Origin of the sequence: Kitasatospora dryopteridis, assembly GCF_050749075.1 — a bacterium.
GTDB lineage: Bacteria > Actinomycetota > Actinomycetes > Streptomycetales > Streptomycetaceae > Kitasatospora.
This window is the reverse complement of sequence record NZ_CP192749.1, coordinates 6,190,479-6,205,175: the sequence shown is the minus strand read 5'-3', so window position 1 is coordinate 6,205,175 and position 14,697 is coordinate 6,190,479. Positions and strand designations below refer to the sequence as shown.

Annotated in this window: 12 protein-coding genes; 8 read left to right on the top strand and 4 right to left on the bottom strand. The window is 73.6% G+C overall.

Features of this window, described 5'->3' with window-relative positions:
* Positions 1–20 precede the first annotated feature (20 nt).
* Together ACQ614_RS27925 and ACQ614_RS27920 are read right to left on the bottom strand one after the other, a co-directional pair.
* Positions 21–2,009, bottom strand: coding sequence for a hypothetical protein (locus tag ACQ614_RS27925; RefSeq protein ID WP_431681537.1), 1,989 nt, complete (start codon positions 2,007–2,009; stop codon positions 21–23).
* Between the two features lie 151 nt (positions 2,010–2,160).
* Positions 2,161–3,618 carry a lipase maturation factor family protein gene (locus tag ACQ614_RS27920; protein WP_431681535.1) on the bottom strand — a complete coding sequence of 486 codons (1,458 nt, stop codon included), beginning with the start codon at positions 3,616–3,618 and terminating at the stop codon, positions 2,161–2,163.
* Positions 3,619–3,838: 220 nt separating this feature from the next.
* On the opposite strand from ACQ614_RS27920, the gene ACQ614_RS27915 reads away from it, so the two are divergent.
* A complete protein-coding gene (locus tag ACQ614_RS27915; RefSeq protein WP_431681534.1) occupies positions 3,839–4,861 on the top strand; it encodes an EamA family transporter in 1,023 nt (340 codons plus the stop codon).
* A gap of 220 nt (positions 4,862–5,081) precedes the next feature.
* Positions 5,082–6,167 carry a sugar ABC transporter substrate-binding protein gene (locus tag ACQ614_RS27910; protein ID WP_431681532.1) on the top strand — a complete coding sequence of 362 codons (1,086 nt, stop codon included), beginning with the start codon at positions 5,082–5,084 and terminating at the stop codon, positions 6,165–6,167.
* 28 nt (positions 6,168–6,195) lie between these two features.
* Here the strand turns inward: ACQ614_RS27910 and ACQ614_RS27905 are convergent, their stop codons facing one another.
* On the bottom strand, positions 6,196–7,089 hold the full coding sequence (locus ACQ614_RS27905; RefSeq protein ID WP_431681530.1) for a DMT family transporter: 894 nt from the start codon (positions 7,087–7,089) through the stop codon (positions 6,196–6,198).
* Between ACQ614_RS27905 and ACQ614_RS27900 the strand changes: the two genes are divergently transcribed.
* Complete coding sequence (locus ACQ614_RS27900; RefSeq protein ID WP_431681529.1) at positions 7,088–8,518, top strand: PLP-dependent aminotransferase family protein; 1,431 nt, start codon at positions 7,088–7,090, stop codon at positions 8,516–8,518. The two genes, ACQ614_RS27905 and ACQ614_RS27900, sit on opposite strands and share 2 nt — an antisense overlap.
* 61 nt (positions 8,519–8,579) lie before the next feature.
* Here ACQ614_RS27900 and ACQ614_RS27895 read toward each other — a convergent pair whose 3' ends face one another.
* The gene (locus tag ACQ614_RS27895; RefSeq protein WP_431681528.1) at positions 8,580–9,653 is read right to left on the bottom strand and encodes a GAF domain-containing protein; all 1,074 of its coding nucleotides are present in this window, start codon (positions 9,651–9,653) and stop codon (positions 8,580–8,582) included.
* A 325-nt stretch (positions 9,654–9,978) separates the two neighbouring features.
* On the opposite strand from ACQ614_RS27895, the gene ACQ614_RS27890 reads away from it, so the two are divergent.
* From ACQ614_RS27890 to ACQ614_RS27870, 5 genes are all read left to right on the top strand, one after another.
* Positions 9,979–11,205: an acyl-CoA dehydrogenase family protein gene (locus tag ACQ614_RS27890; RefSeq protein ID WP_431681526.1), complete on the top strand. Its 1,227-nt coding sequence runs from the start codon at positions 9,979–9,981 to the stop codon at positions 11,203–11,205.
* Positions 11,206–11,455: 250 nt separating this feature from the next.
* The gene (locus ACQ614_RS27885) at positions 11,456–13,249 is read left to right on the top strand and encodes a sensor histidine kinase (protein WP_431681524.1); all 1,794 of its coding nucleotides are present in this window, start codon (positions 11,456–11,458) and stop codon (positions 13,247–13,249) included.
* Positions 13,249–13,683 carry a roadblock/LC7 domain-containing protein gene (locus ACQ614_RS27880; RefSeq protein ID WP_363488296.1) on the top strand — a complete coding sequence of 145 codons (435 nt, stop codon included), beginning with the start codon at positions 13,249–13,251 and terminating at the stop codon, positions 13,681–13,683. The genes ACQ614_RS27885 and ACQ614_RS27880 overlap by 1 nt, the downstream gene beginning before the upstream one ends.
* Positions 13,680–14,051, top strand: coding sequence for a DUF742 domain-containing protein (locus ACQ614_RS27875; RefSeq protein WP_363488294.1), 372 nt, complete (start codon positions 13,680–13,682; stop codon positions 14,049–14,051). The genes ACQ614_RS27880 and ACQ614_RS27875 overlap by 4 nt, the downstream gene beginning before the upstream one ends.
* 22 nt (positions 14,052–14,073) lie before the next feature.
* Positions 14,074–14,652 (top strand): GTP-binding protein, encoded by a 579-nt coding sequence (locus ACQ614_RS27870; RefSeq protein WP_431681522.1) that lies wholly within the window; start codon positions 14,074–14,076, stop codon positions 14,650–14,652.
* The last annotated feature ends 45 nt before the right edge of the window (positions 14,653–14,697 follow it).

Below are 14,697 nucleotides of genomic sequence, written 5' to 3'. Positions count from 1 at the left end.
CCCTGATCGGCGGGGCCGGGTCAGCCGCGGACCTCGGCCACGGCGGCGCCCAGCGCCTCCTTGATGCGCGGGCCGAGGCGGGTGAAGCCCAGCTCCTTCATCGCGGCGCGCAGCAGCTCGTCGTCGCTGCGCTCGGTGCCGTCCCCGTCCAGCCAGCCCACCAGGGCCGCCAGCTCGGCCGGAGTGTAGGCCGTGACGGCCTTGCCCGCGACGATCTCCGGCTTCTCCGGACGGCCGGCCGCAGCCGCAACGGGCTCCGGCTCGGCCTCGGCCTCGGCCTCGACGGCGGGCTCTTCCACCGCAACGGGCTCGGGCTCGACCTCGGCCACCGGCTCAGGCTCGACGACAGGCTCAGGCTCGACCTCGACCACCGGCTCCTCGACGGCGACGGGCTCGGGCTCGACCTCGACGACGGGCTCGACCTCGGCCACCGGCTCAGGCTCGACGACAGGCTCAGGCTCGACCTCGACCACCGGCTCCTCGACGGCGACGGGCTCGGGCTCCGCCTCGACAACCGGCTCGACCTCAGCCACCGGCTCAGGCTCGACGACAGGCTCAGGCTCGACCTCGACCACCGGCTCCTCGACGGCGACGGGCTCGGGCTCCGCCTCGACAACCGGCTCGACCTCAGCCACCGGCTCGGCCTCGGCGACGGGCTCCGGCTCCTCGACGACAAGCTCGGGCTCGGCAGCCTCGACAACCGCAACGGGCTCCTCGGCAACCGCAACGGGCTCCTCGGCAACCGGCTCCGCCTCGACCTCGGTCACGACCTCGGCCGCGGAATCAGCCTCGACCTCAGCCTCGGGCTCGACGTCCGTCTCGACGGGCTCCTCAGCAACCGCCTCGGTCTCGACCTCGACCGCAACCTCGACCACGGCCTCCGCCGCAGGCTCGGCCTCGACCTCAGTCTCGACCTCGACCTCAGCCTCAGGCTCCGCCTCGACGGCAACCTCGGCCTCAATCTCGACCTCGGTCTCCACCGCGACCTCGACCGCGACCTCGGCGGCCTCGACCGCGGCCTCGGCCGCCTGCTCGCCGCCGTCCCGCGGGCCGGCCGCCAGCGCCTGGCGGGCGGCCTCCTCCGCGTCGGTGCCGTCCTCGGCGGTGGAGGCGGTGTGCCGGTCGTACGCGGCGAGGGCGGCCTCGCGGTCGGCCTGGCGCTCCGTCAGTTCGGTGAGCAGCTCGTCCAGGCCCTGCGCGGCGAGAGCGGTGCGCAGGGAGGCGAGGGCGGGCAGGCGGAAGAGGGTGCCCTCGTCGGCGGCCAGGCGGTCGACCAGGTCGGCGAGTTCACCGAGCGGGAGGGACTCCGGGTCCTGGCCGGGCAGCAGGCGGCCGAGCGCGCGGACGGCGGTGCCGAGCGAGTCGATGGCCTGGGCGGTCTCGGCGAGGAGGGCGCCGTCGACCGGGACGGCGGGGGCCGCGTCGCCGGTGGCGAGCGCGGACCAGTCGGTGCGGGCGGTGGCGGCCGCGGCGAGGGCGGCGTGCAGGTCGGCGCGGCCGATCTTCTTGCCGCCGGTCAGGCCGCGGGCCTGCGAGCGCAGCGTCCAGCGGCGGCCGAACGACAGCTTGACGTTCTGCTCCGTGCGCCAGGCCCGGGTGCCGGTGGCGGCCGCGAGGGCGTCGAGGTCGGCGGAGAATGCGTCGGCGCTCAGCGTGGCGGTTGCGGAATGCACGCGCTGCAGGACGTCGAGGAGGGTGCCGAGGCCGAGCAGGGTGTCGGGGACGTCGAGTCCGGCCTTGGCGGCGATGCCGGTGACGGCGCCGCCGATGTCGCGGATGTTGAGGCTGCGCAGCTCCGCGAGGACGGTGGAGGCGGCACGCGCCTCCTCGCCCTCGGTGACGGTGTCTGCCGCGGCCAGCCAGGGGTTGGCGTCGGGGGTCAGGGTGAAGCCGCCCTGTTCGGCGTAGCGGCCGAGTTCCTCGCGGGTGTCCGGCCCGGCTTCGCCGTCCGGAGTGGCAGCCGGGGCCGGCACCGAGGCGTCGGCGTCGTTCAGGTAGCGCACTGTCATGTGGAAGTCCGGTTCGTGGCGGGGTGACGGGAGGGGGTTGGCGGAGAAGGGCGCCGAGGTGCGGCTCGGCGGATACGGCGCGAGGGCCAGAATACGGGTGCTCGTTCGACGGATGCACCCTCCCGGCGGGTTGTTGCGGGACTGTGCCGTGTCATGGCCCGGTCCGGGGTGCGAGGTGCCGGACGTCGCTGAGCGTGACGGGCGGCAGGAAGTCGCGCAGGGGTTCGCGGTGCCACCACTCGCCCGTTGTCCTGAGCCTGCGCCAACTGCTGTACCGGTAGCGGTAGAGGCGCGCGCGGACGAAGGTGGGCGGGCCGTCCGGGAAGGGGTTGTGGCGCAGCAGCCGGAGGGTGTCGGGGTCGTTGACGAGCAGCCGCGCGACGAGCGGGGCGAACCAGGGCCTGGCGTAGGAGGGCGAGATGGCGGCGAACCACATCAGCCAGTCCAGCCGGAGGTGATAGGGGGCGATCTGTCGTGGCATTCGCCGGAGTTCGCCCGGTTTGCCCCGGAATCCGTAGGCCTGCCAGCGGGTCCCGGGGCCGGGGAGTTCGGCGTCGGTGCCCTCCAGGACGATCTCGTGCCGGATGCGGGTGACGGAGCCGAAGGCGCCGTAGGTGTTCACCAGGTGCAGTCGGTCGAAGGAGCGGTTCATCACCTGGTGGCGGGAGAGCAGGTTGCGGGCGGGCCGGTAGCTGAGGACGAGGACGCCGGCGGTGAGGGCGAGCACGAGGACCTCGTACCAGACGGGCGGGCCCGGGTAGTGCGGTGCGGCGGGCAGCGGGAGCAGCCGGTCGGCGGTGCCGGCGTCGATGACGGAGAGGGCGAGGGCGATGGTGATCCAGTTCAGCCAGGCGAAGTTGCCGGAGAGCACCAGCCAGAGCTGGGTGACGGCCATCAGGGCGGCGGCGATGCTCGCGATCGGCTGCGGCAGGAAGAGTGCGAACGGTACGGCGAGTTGCACGAAGTGGTTGGCGCCCGCCTCGATCCGGTGCAGCGGCCTGGGCAGGTGGTGGAAGAACCAGCTGAGCGGACCCGGCATCGGCTGGGTCTCGTGGTGGTAGTAGAGGCAGGTCAGGTCGCGCCAGCACGCGTCGCCGCGCCACTTGATCAGGCCTGCGCCGAACTCGACGCGGAAGAGCAGCCAGCGCAGCAGCCACATCACGGTGACCGGCGGCGCGACGTCGCCGTTGCCGAGGAAGACGGCGAGCACGCCGGTCTCCAGCAGCAGCGACTCCCAGCCGAAGGCGTACCAGGTCTGGCCGACGTTGACGATGGAGAGGTAGAGCACCCAGAGCAGCGCCCACCAGAGCATGGCCGCCCAGAGCGGGACGAGTTCGCCGGCGCCGGCGGCGAGGGCGGCGGCGAGGGCGGCGCCCGTCCAGGCGGTCGCGGCGAAGGCCCGGTCGCTGTAGTGGAGGTGGAAGAGGCTGGGTGAGCGCCGCATCGGGACGCGGGCGGTGAACTGCGGGACGGGGAGGATGCCGCGCTCGCCGATCAGGGCCCGGAACTGGTTGGCGGCGGCGACGAATCCGACCGTGTAGAGCAGGGCGAGCAGCCGCTGGAAGACCTGGCGGGCGAGCCAGTAGTCGGGTGCCGCGAACCACTCCACCTCGTGCGCTCTCCTCGGTCGCCCGCGCTCGGACCGTCCCATGCCTACCACTCCCGCGGGGAATCCGCTCGCGGGGGCGTCCGTCCGGGCCGCCGACTTCATCCGGAAGGCGCACCGGGCGCGGGGGTGCGGCGCGACCGCGGGGTGGGACGGGTCTCCCGCGGGGCGGCCGGACTGTGATCTCATACCAGGTGTTCAGCACCGAAACCGGGAGACACCCATGACATCGGCTTCGCCGCAGCCTGCCGCCGACCCGTCCTGTCCAGATCCGTCCCGATCCGTCCCCGCCGACCGCATCGCACCCCTCGATGCGGCCGGAACCTCCGACACCGTCCCCGCGGCCGGGACCACCGGTCGGCGCGGCATCTCCGGTGCGGTGTGGGGTGCGCTCGGCATCGTCTACGTGGTGTGGGGTTCGACCTACCTGGCGATCCGGGTGGTGGTGGAGACCATGCCGCCGTTCCTGTCCGGATCGATGCGCTTCGTCGCGGCCGGCCTGGTGCTGGCGGCGCTGATCGCGGTACGGCAGGGGCCGGCCGCGCTGCTGGTGCGGCCGCGCGAACTGGCCTCGGCGGCGGTGGTCGGCGTGCTGCTGCTGGTCGGCGGCAACGGCCTGGTGGTGCTGGCGGAGCAGTCGGTGCCGTCCGGGCTGACCGCGCTGATGGTGGCGAGCGTGCCGCTGTGGGTGGTGGTGCTGCGCCGGCTGACGGGGCACCGGACCCCGCTATCCACCCTGGGCGGCGTGCTGGTCGGCCTGCTCGGACTGGTGGTGCTGAGCGCGCCCGGACTGACCGGCGAGGTGCGGCTGCTGGGCCTGGTCGCAGTGCTGGTCGCCGCGCTGCTGTGGGCCTGCGGCTCGGTGCTGGCCGGCCTGCTGCCGATGCCGGCCAACCCGCTGACGGCCAGCGTGTACGAGATGCTCGCGGGCGGCGCCGGCGCGCTGGCGCTGGCCTTCGTCCGGCACGAGCCGCAGGAGTTCCACCCGGCCTCGGTGTCGACCGCGTCCTGGGCCGGGCTGGCGTACCTGGTGGTCTTCGGCTCGCTGGTCGCGTTCAGCGCGTACGCCTGGCTGCTGCAGCGCGCGCCGCTGCCGCTGGTGGCGACCTACGCGTACGTGAACCCGGTGGTGGCCGTGCTGCTCGGGTGGCTGGTGCTCTCCGAGGCGCTGACCTGGCCGATCGTCCTCGGCGGTGCCGTGGTGGTGGCCGGGGTGTGCCTGGTGGTGCGCACCGAGCGCCGATAGGTCCGGTGCGGGGCGCCGGCCGCCGGGCCGCGCACATGAGTTGAGAAGTTGTCGGCTACCCGGGCCAGCAAGGCGCTCTGACGGGATCATGTATTCAACAAGATAACAATGTGGTCGAGAAATCTTAGTGAACGTTTTACTTGTTGACGGGCCGCGGCGACGGCGGATTGACTGCCTCGTCGCCGCACTCCGCGGCGCTGTCAGGGAGGCACCACCCACCATGAACGCATTGACGCGTCGCATCCTCGCCGGCACGGCCGCTGTGTCGGCGGCGTTGTCGCTGGCCGCATGTGGCTCGGGTTCCGACGCGGGCTCCTCCTCCGGGACGAAGACCATCGGTCTGCTGCTCCCGGAGAAGTCCTCGTCCACGCGGTACGAGAGCTTCGACAAGCCGCTGATCGAGGCCTCGGTCGCCGCACTGTGCACCAAGTGCGAGGTCGACTACGCCAACGCGGACGGCGACGAGGCCGTCCAGAAGCAGCAGTTCGACGACCTGCTGGCCAAGGGCGTCAAGGTCATCCTCCTCGACCCGGTGAACTCGGGCGCCACCGCACCCTGGGTGGACGCCGCCAACAAGAAGGGCGTCAAGGTCATCGCCTACGACCGGCTCGCCGCCGGCAAGGTGTCCGCCTACATCTCCTTCGACAACGAGCGCACCGGCGAGCTGCAGGGCCAGGCCCTGCTCGACGCGCTCGGCAGCAAGGCGTCCAACGCGAACGTCGTCATGATCAACGGTGCCGAGTCGGACCCGAACGCCGCCCAGTTCAAGAAGGGTGCGCACAAGATCCTCGACGAGAAGGTCAAGAAGATCGTCTACGAGCAGTCGGGCGAGTGGAAGCCCGAACTCGCGGCGACCAAGGTCAACGAGGCGATCAGCCACTTCGGCAAGAACGGCATCCAGGCCGTGTACTCGGCCAACGACGGCATGGCCACCTCCATCATCGGCGCCCTCAAGGGTGCCGGGATGAACGTGCCCGTCGGCGGCCAGGACGCCTCCCTGGATGCGATCCAGCGCATCCTGGCCGGCGAGCAGACCTACACCATCTACAAGCCGTACAAGCCCGAGGCCGACGCCGCCGCCACCATGGCCGTCTACCTCGTGAAGGGCCTGGACATCACCTCGGTCGCCAGCGCCATGACCGAGAGCGGCGGCCTGCAGATCCCGTCGATGCTGCTCAGCCCGATCGTCGTCACCAAGGACAAGGTGGCCTCGACCGTCATCGCCGGCAACCTCTACAAGGCCTCCGAGGTCTGCACCCCGCAGTACGCCGAGGCCTGCAAGGCCGCCGGCGTCGAGGTGCACTGAGCCGCACCCCCGCCGCCCGGCGGGCGCGTCAGCCGCGCGCCCGCTGGGTGGCCGCGATGCAGCCCAGCACCGCCAGCGCCGCCACCGGAGCCGCCGCCGGCAGCCGCTCCCCCAGCACCAGCACCGCCCAGCCCAGCGTGAGCAGCGGCTGGGCGAGCTGCAGCTGACTGGCCTTCGGCACCCCGATCTCCGCCATCCCCCGGTACCACAGCACGAAGCCGCCGAACTGCGAGACCGCCGCCGTGTACGCGAGGCCGGCCAGCGCCCGCGGCCCGGCGTGCACCGGCTCGGCCGCCAGCGCCAGACCGGCCGTCAGCGCGGACACCGGGAACGCCGCGACCACGCCCCAGGCGATCACCTGCCAGCCGGGCATCACCCGGGCCAGCCGCCCGCCCTCCGCATAGCCCGCCGCGCACACCGCCAGCGCCGCGAACAGGAACACGTCCGCGCGGCCCAGGGCGCCCCGGCTCTGCTGCACCGTGAAGGCGAGCACCACCGCCGCCCCGGCCAGCGCCGCCCACCAGAAGCCGCGGGACGGCCGCCCGCCCGAACGCAGCGCCGCCACGGCGGCGGTCGCCAGCGGCAGCAACCCGATCACCACCGCCGAGTGCGCCGTCGACGAGCTCTGCAGGGCCAGCGTGGTGAGCAGCGGGAAGCCGACGACGCAGCCGGCCGCGACGGTCAGCAGTCCGGGCCAGGTGCCGCGGTCGGGCAGCGGGACGCGGCAGGCCAGCAGGCAGGCGCCGGCCACCACCGCGGCGAGCACCCCGCGCAGGCCGGCGGCCGTCCACGGGCCGAAGCCGCCGAGGGACCAGGCGGTGGCCGGGAAGCTGAAGGAGAAGGCGAGGACGCCGAGCGCGGCGAGAGCGGTGCCGCCGACTGCTACCGGCCGGGCGGGGATAGCGCTATCGTGTGCTGTCATGCACGAGCGTAGCAGTACGGCCGATCTGGCCGCTGTTCTCCGGAGCGAGCTGAACCGCTACCCGGTGGGCGCCCGGCTGCCCTCCAGCCGCGCCCTGATGGAACGCCACCAGGTGAGCCCGGGGACGGTCGCCCGGGCGATCGCCCTGCTGGCCGCCGAGGGGCTGGTGGTCTCCCGGCCGGGCGCCGGGGTGTTCCGCGCGGCCCCGCCCCGGCCCGCCCCGGCCGCCGGCGACACCTCCTGGCAGGAGGTCGCGCTCAGCGCCGAGGCGGGGGTGCCGCCCGCCCGCTCCGCCGACGCCTCGGGTGTGCTGCGCGCCCTCGCCACCCCGCCCGCCGAGGTGGTCGACCTCAACGGCGGCTACCTGCACGCCTCGCTCCAGCCCGAACAGGCCATGGCCGCGGCCCTCGCCCGGGCCGGGCGGCGGCCGGGGGCCTGGAGCAGGCCGTCGCTGGAGGGCCTGCCGGAACTGCGCGCCTGGTTCGCCCGGGACATCGGCGGCACGGTCGGCGCCGCCGAGGTGCTGGTGGCCGCCGGCGGGCAGAGCGCCCTGACCACCGCCCTGCGCTCGCTCGCCGCGCCCGGCGCCCCGGTGCTGGTGGAGTCGCCGACCTACCCGGGGCTGCTCGCCGTGGCGCGGGCGGCCGGCCTGCGGCCCGTACCGGTGCCGGTGGACGCGGACGGGGTGCGGCCCGGGCTGCTCGCGGAGGCCTTCGCCGCCACCGGGGCACGGGTGTTCGTCTGCCAGCCGCTCTTCCAGAACCCGACCGGCGCGGTGCTCTCCGCCGCCCGGCGGCCGGAGGTGCTGCGGATCGCCCGGGAGGCCGGGGCGTTCGTGGTGGAGGACGACTTCGCCCGGCGGCTGGTGCACGCGGACGCCCCGCCGCCCGCCCCGCCGCTGGCCGCCGACGACCCGGACGGGGTGGTGGTGCACGTCCGCTCGCTGACCAAGCCGACCTCGCCCAACCTGCGGGTGGCGGCACTGACCGCACGCGGACCGGCCTTCGAACGGCTGCGCGCCGTCCAGGCGGTGGACAGTTTCTTCGTCCCGCGGCCGCTCCAGGACGCCGCACTCGAACTGGTCGGCGCACCGGCCTGGGGCCACCACCTGCGCACCCTCGCCGGACGGCTCCAGGAGCGCCGCAGGGCGCTGGCGGGCACCCTGCAGCGGCTGCGGCCGGACGTGCTCGCCCCGCGGCTGCCGGCCGGCGGCCACCACCTGTGGCTGCGGCTCCCCGAGGGCACCGATCCGCAGGAGACCACCGCCGCCGCACTGCGCGCCGGGGTCGCGGTCACCCCGGGAGGGGCGTACTTCACCGCCGAGCCGCCGGCCCCCTACCTGCGGGTCGGCTACGGCGCCGCGGAGAGCACCGAGCAGCTGGTGGCGGGGGCGGAGCGGCTGGCCGGGGTGCTCGGCGGCACGGCCTGAGCCGCACGGCACCCACTGCCCGGGCCGGGGCGCCGGACGGGCGCCCCGGCCGGAACGCGGGTCAGCCCGACAGCCCCGGGCGGCCCGGCTGGAACGGCGGCAGCATGTCGCCGGGGCCGCGCCCGGACTGCTGCAGGCGGTCCACCAGCAGCGCGGCCAGCGTGCCGAGCTCCTCCTCGGTGCGGGACTGCGCGGTGACGTCCATGCCGACCGTCAGCACGCCGTTGACCATGCCGGTGCGCGCATTGCGCAGCGGCGTGCAGGTGAAGGTATACACCTGCTCCGCGCGCCGGGCCCCGGGCAGGTAGGACTGCACCCGGATGTCCTTGAGCACGGTGCCCCGGCCGGTGCGGTACGCCTCGGTGACGGCGAGCGGCAGCCCGGCGGCGGCCAGCTGCGGGTAGGCGTGGCCGAGGCCCACGAACGGGCCGGGGGCGCCGAAGATGCCGGCGTGCTCGGCGTTGGCGTAGCGGATCTCGTGCTCGGGCCCGTCGGTGAGCATGATCGGGAAGGGCGAGCCGTCGAACGCGGCGAACATCTCCTGCTGCTGGGCGAGCAGGTTGTCGCGCAGGCGGATCTCGGAGAGCAGCGCCTCGGCCAGGTGCTGGATGTCCTTCAGCCGCTCGCGGCCCCACTGGCGGGGCTCGCGGTCGAGCACGCACACCGTGCCGATGATGGTGTTGGTGTCGTCCACCAGCGGCGCACCCAGGTAGGCGCGGACGCCCAGCTCGTCGACGACCGGGTTACCGGCGAACCGGGGGTAGGCGAGGATGTCGTCCAGGGCGAGCGGCGAGCGCTGGGCGACGACGTGCGGGCAGAAGCCGTGGCTGAGCGGCATCTCCCGGGCCGGCAGGTCGAAGGCGATCCCGCGGTCCGCCCAGGCGTCGTCCTCGACCGGCTGGGCCTGTGCGGGATTTGGCGGAATGTAGAGCCCCCGGAACATCTGGCGCTCGTCGTTGATGAAGTTGACCATCGCAATCGGCGCGCGGGTGATGCTGGCGGCCAGGTGGGCGAATCGGTCGAAAGCCTCGTCCGGACTCGGGTCGTTGAGACCCAGGCTGCGGAGCCGGCGCGTCCGGTCGGACTCGCCCCCACCGCCCGGATAGGCGTTCTGAGCGCTCATCACATCAGTCATGGCCGACATGGTGTCAGACCCGGGTGGCCTCCGGACCGGCGGAGTCTCATCAGATGGACGAAATCCGGAGGCGAAGATCCATTCCCCGATGACGCCCGGTCAAATCCTGCCACGAAAAGGTCACATACAGATCTCGCCATTTCATGATCACGCTCTGGAGGTGCGCAGTGACGCATATGACAATGTTTCCTTGCCGAGGGCGGGAGACCGCCCATCCGCGCGCGGCCCTCAACGGCGCGGCGGCCGACTCGACCACCCCTTCCCCTGCGGCGGCCCCTGCCCGGGGACGGGGCGGCGGCGAATCCGACCGACGAGAGGACGCCCCATGCTGGGCCAGGACTACTTCACCGACGAGCGGCACGAGCAGCTCCGTGCCGAGGTGCGCGAGTTCGCGGAGAAGGAGGTGCGGCCACAGATCGCCAGGATGGAGGCGGAGCGCTCGATCGAGCACGACCTCGCCCGGGAGATCGCCCGGAGAGGGTGGATCGGCGTCACCATCCCCAGGGTGTACGGCGGTATGGGGCTCGGCCACCTGGCCAAGACCGTCGTCATCGAGGAACTCTCCCGGGTCAGCGGCGCGATGGGCGCGATCGCCCAGGCCTCCCAGCTCGGCGTCGCCAAGGTGATCCACTTCGGCTCCGAGCAGCAGCGCCGCCAGTGGCTGCCCCAGTTCGCCGACGGGCGCGCGCTGCCGACCATCGCGGTCACCGAGCCGGAGTCCGGCGGCCACGTCCTCGGCATGGCCGGCACCGCCCGCAAGCGCGGCCGCGAGTACGTGCTCAACGGCCGGAAGTGGTTCGTCGGCAACTCGCACATCGGCGACGTGCACGGCGTGGTGTTCCGCACCGGCAAGGGATCGCGCGGCCTGTCCGCCTTCCTGGTGCCCAGCGACGCACCCGGCTTCCGGCTCGGCGACCCGGGCAGCCAGAGCGGCCTGCACGGCTTCAGCTTCGGCGAGCTGATATTCGAGAACTGCCGCATCCCGGTCGACAACCGGCTCGGCCCCGAGGGCGCCGGCCTGGACGTGGCGTACTCCTCCAGCATCCTCTACGGCCGGCCGAACCTCGCCGCCGTCGCCCTGGGCATCCACCGGGCGATCGTGGAGGACACCGTGCGCTTCGCCGAGGACCGCTCGCTCTACGGCAAGCCGCTCACCGAACTCCCCAACATCAGCCTGAAGATCGGCGAGATGCAGTCCCGGCTGATGACCGCGCGGCTGGCCGCCTACCACGCCGCGCACCTGCTCGACCTCGGCCGGCCCTGCGACGCCGAACTGATGAACTCCAAGCTGGTGAACACCGAGTACGCCCTGGACTCGGCCCGCAACGCCATGGAGATCCACGCAGCCCGGGGCCTGCAGGCCGACTTCAGGATCGAGCGCTACCTGCGCGACGCCACCCACGTCTACCCGCCCGCCGGCACCTCCGACGTGCAGCGGCTCCGGCTCGGCCAGGTCGCCGCCGGCAGCTACGGCGTGCAGTGGTCGGAGAAGCTCGCCGAACTGGCCAAGCTCTCGAGCACGGCGTGGACACCCCAGGCGCTCGCGGTCTGACGGACGCCCCGCGGCCGCCCGGCGCTCCGGCGCCGGGCGGCTCGAACACGTATCGCACAACTCACTTTCAGTCAGATGATGTTGCTCATCGGGGTGTCCGGGCTGGTAGCGTTCAGCAGTCGACGGCACAGCCATGCGAATCCGCTTGATGACGGTCAGTCAACAAACGGATGTCCTTGCTGGTCAACGCCTTTGACACACCGTCTCCACCACACGGGCACACGCCGCTTGCACCCGCACGAGGACTCAGATGCCAGGCATACCGGCCCAGCGCCCCGGCCACCGCGCCGACCGCACCGGCTCGCTCCGAACCTCCCTCCTCCCCCTGGTGCTGGTGCCCTGCGCCGGCCTCGCCGTCGCCTGGGGCTACGCCGGGGTGTTGCTGCTGAACAGCGGCCACCGGCTCGCGCTCGCCCTCGGCAGCGCCGCGGTCGCCGGGGTACTGGCCTGGAGCCTCGTCCAGGGCCGGCGCACCGCCCGGGTGCTCACCGCCCGCGTGGACGGGCTGCGGGAGATCACCCGCACCCTCGCCGAGACCGAACTGCCCGGCGTCGTCCGGCAGATCGAGGCGGGCGAGTCCGTCGCCCCGGTGGCCGACGGCCGTACCGCCCGGCGCTCCGGCGGGGACGAGATCCAGCAGGTCGCCGAGGCGGTGGACGCCGTCCGGCGCACCGCCGTCGCCGCGATCGTCCAGCAGGCGCAGAGCCGCGAGGGCACCAAGAAGGTCTTCCTCAACATCGCGCGCCGCACCCAGATCCTGATCCACCGCCAGATCACCATGCTGGACGAGCTGGAGCGCCAGCACGAGGAGCCGGAGCTGCTCAAGGAGCTGTTCGCGGTCGACCACCTGGCGACCCGGATGCGGCGCAACGCCGAGAACCTGGTCATCCTCGGCGGTGCGCTGCCGGCCCGCCGCTGGCGCAACGCCGTGCCGATGGTCAACGTGCTGCGCTCGGCGGTCTCCGAGACCGAGAACTACGCCCGGGTCGCCGTCCAGGGCGTGCCGCGCACCGCGCTCAGCGGGCAGGCCGTCGCCGACGTCATCCACCTGGTCGCCGAGCTGATCGAGAACGGCACCACCTTCTCGCCGCCGTACACCCAGGTCCTGGTCTCGGCGCAGGAGGTCCCCAAGGGCCTCGCCGTCGAGGTCGAGGACCGCGGCCTCGGCATGTCCGAGGAGGAGTACGAGCGGCTGAACGCCTACCTCGCCGACCCGCCCGAGCTGGACGTCGCCGCGCTCGGCGACGACCTGCGGCTGGGCCTGTTCGTGGTCTCCCGGCTCGCCGCCCGGCACGACGTCCAGGTCACCCTGCGGCCCTCCCCGTACGGCGGCACCCGGGCCGTGGTGCTGCTGCCCGCCGCGCTGCTGGAGGCCGCACCGGCCCCGGCCGGCTTCCCGGGGCTGCCGTTCGGCGCCCGGGTGGCCGAGCAGGGCGCCGGGCCGTCCGGCGGACAGGGCGGCGGGCTCACCGCCGGGGCGCCGATCCCCGGACTGCCGGGCGCCGTGGTCTCCGCGACGCCCTTCCACCGCCCGACCGCACCGGCCGCACCCGCACTGTTCGCCGAGCCGGCCGAGCAGCCCGTCCACGAGGCCGCGCCCGAGCCGCTGCAGCTGCCGACCCGGCGGCCCGAGGCCCCCGCGCTGCCCGCCGCACCCGCCTTCCGGCCCGCGGCCCCCGCCGCCCCGGCCCCGATGCAGGTGCCTGACGTCCAGGAGCTGCAGGACCCGCAGGAGCTCACGGCCGACGGCGAGCTGCGCACGCCGAAGGTGCTGCCCAAGCGGGTGCGCAACGCCAGCCTGGCCGACCAGCTCCGGGAGGCGGCCGCCGCCGAGCGCACCCCCGCCGCCGGCACGGCGATCCCCCGGCCGGCCCGCCCGGCACCCGACGACGACCCCTCGCCGCAGCGCTCGCGCGCCACCATGGCCGCCATCCAGCGCGGCACCCGCACCGCCCGCGACTCCGCACCGCAGCCGCAGCCCCCCGCGGCCGCCGAGCCCGACCACGCACCCGACCACGCCCCTGCTCGCGAGGACCAGCCCTGATGACGACCCAGCCCACCGAAACCCAGCGCGACCTCAACTGGCTGCTGGACGAGTTGGTCTCCCGGGTACCGGAGACCCGGCACGCCGTGGTGCTGTCCGAGGACGGCCTGCTGGTCGGCATGGACAAGAACCTCGACCGCGCCGACGGCGAGCACCTGTCCGCCGTCGCCTCCGGCCTGCAGAGCCTCGCCCGCGGCGCCGGCCAGCGCTTCGACGGCGGCCGCGTCCGGCAGACCGTGATCGAGATGGACCACCTGTTCCTCTTCGTCACCACCGCGGGCCAGGGCGCCCGTCTCGCCGTGCTCACCTCCGAGGCGGTCGACGCCGGCCTGATGGCGTACGAGATCAACATGCTGGTCAAACAGGTCGGTGCGTACCTCACCGCCGCGCCGCGCAGCGATGCCGGCCGGGAGCGGGCGGGTGACCTTGCGTGACCCCCGAGGAGGCCTGGTTCGACCGGGAGGCGGGGCACCTCGTCCGCCCTTACGCGATCACCGGCGGGCGGACCGAGTCGGGCCGCACTGAGTACTCGCTGATCACCCTGGTGGTGACCACCGACCCGCGGGCCGACACCGCCCGGCTGGCCCCCGAGCCGGCCGCGATCCTGGCCATGTGCCGGGAACGTCCGCTCGCGGTGGCCGAGATCGCCGCCCAGCTCGACCTGCCGGTGAGCGTGGTCAAGGTGCTGCTGGGCGATCTCGCCGACGCCGCGCTGATCATCACGCGGGCGCCGGTACCGCTGGCCGAGGTGCCCGACCTGGCCCTCGTCCAGGCCGTCATAGACGGTGTGCGCAATCTCTGAGAACAGCTGAGGAGCAAGCACGATGACCCAGAGCCTGGTCCCCGGGGCGGTCAAGATCCTGGTGGCGGGCGGTTTCGGCGTGGGCAAGACCACCATGGTCGGCTCGGTCAGCGAGATCGAACCGCTGTCGACCGAGGAGCGGATCACCCAGGCCAGCGTCGGCGTGGACAACCTGGACGGCATCCGCGACAAGGCCACCACCACGGTCGCCATGGACTTCGGCCGGATCACCCTCCGCGACGACCTGGTGCTCTACCTCTTCGGCACGCCCGGGCAGTTCCGCTTCTGGTTCATGTGGGACGACCTGGCGCTGGGCGCGCTCGGTGCGATCGTCCTCGCGGACACCCGGCGGCTGGAGTCCAGCTTCGCCGCGGTCGACTACTTCGAGCAGCGCGGGGTGCCGTTCGCGGTCGGCGTCAACTGCTTCCACGGCCGCCGGGAGGCGACCGCCGAGGACGTCCGCGCCGCACTCGACCTGGACGAGTCGGTGCCGGTGGTGCTCTGCGACGTCCGCGAGCGGGCCTCCAGCAAGGAGGTGCTGCTGGCCCTGCTGGACCGCGTCCGCAGCGGAGCGCTGGCGGCAGCGGGGCAGTCGGCCTGACCGGCGCGGCGGTTCCCACGGCCTGTCCTCAAGGGCACTTGGGTG

Excerpts from the sequence above, each read along its gene's own strand:
- ACQ614_RS27900 (WP_431681529.1), top strand. The coding sequence starts at position 7,088 with ATGCACGAGCGTAGCAGTACGGCCGATCTGGCCGCTGTTCTCCGGAGC.
- ACQ614_RS27880 (WP_363488296.1), top strand. The coding sequence starts at position 13,249 with ATGACGACCCAGCCCACCGAAACCCAGCGCGACCTCAACTGGCTGCTG.
- ACQ614_RS27915 (WP_431681534.1), top strand. The coding sequence starts at position 3,839 with ATGACATCGGCTTCGCCGCAGCCTGCCGCCGACCCGTCCTGTCCAGAT.
- ACQ614_RS27905 (WP_431681530.1), bottom strand. The coding sequence starts at position 7,089 with ATGACAGCACACGATAGCGCTATCCCCGCCCGGCCGGTAGCAGTCGGC.
- ACQ614_RS27885 (WP_431681524.1), top strand. The coding sequence starts at position 11,456 with ATGCCAGGCATACCGGCCCAGCGCCCCGGCCACCGCGCCGACCGCACC.
- ACQ614_RS27925 (WP_431681537.1), bottom strand. The coding sequence starts at position 2,009 with ATGACAGTGCGCTACCTGAACGACGCCGACGCCTCGGTGCCGGCCCCG.
- ACQ614_RS27890 (WP_431681526.1), top strand. The coding sequence starts at position 9,979 with ATGCTGGGCCAGGACTACTTCACCGACGAGCGGCACGAGCAGCTCCGT.
- ACQ614_RS27870 (WP_431681522.1), top strand. The coding sequence starts at position 14,074 with ATGACCCAGAGCCTGGTCCCCGGGGCGGTCAAGATCCTGGTGGCGGGC.
- ACQ614_RS27910 (WP_431681532.1), top strand. The coding sequence starts at position 5,082 with ATGAACGCATTGACGCGTCGCATCCTCGCCGGCACGGCCGCTGTGTCG.
- ACQ614_RS27895 (WP_431681528.1), bottom strand. The coding sequence starts at position 9,653 with ATGACTGATGTGATGAGCGCTCAGAACGCCTATCCGGGCGGTGGGGGC.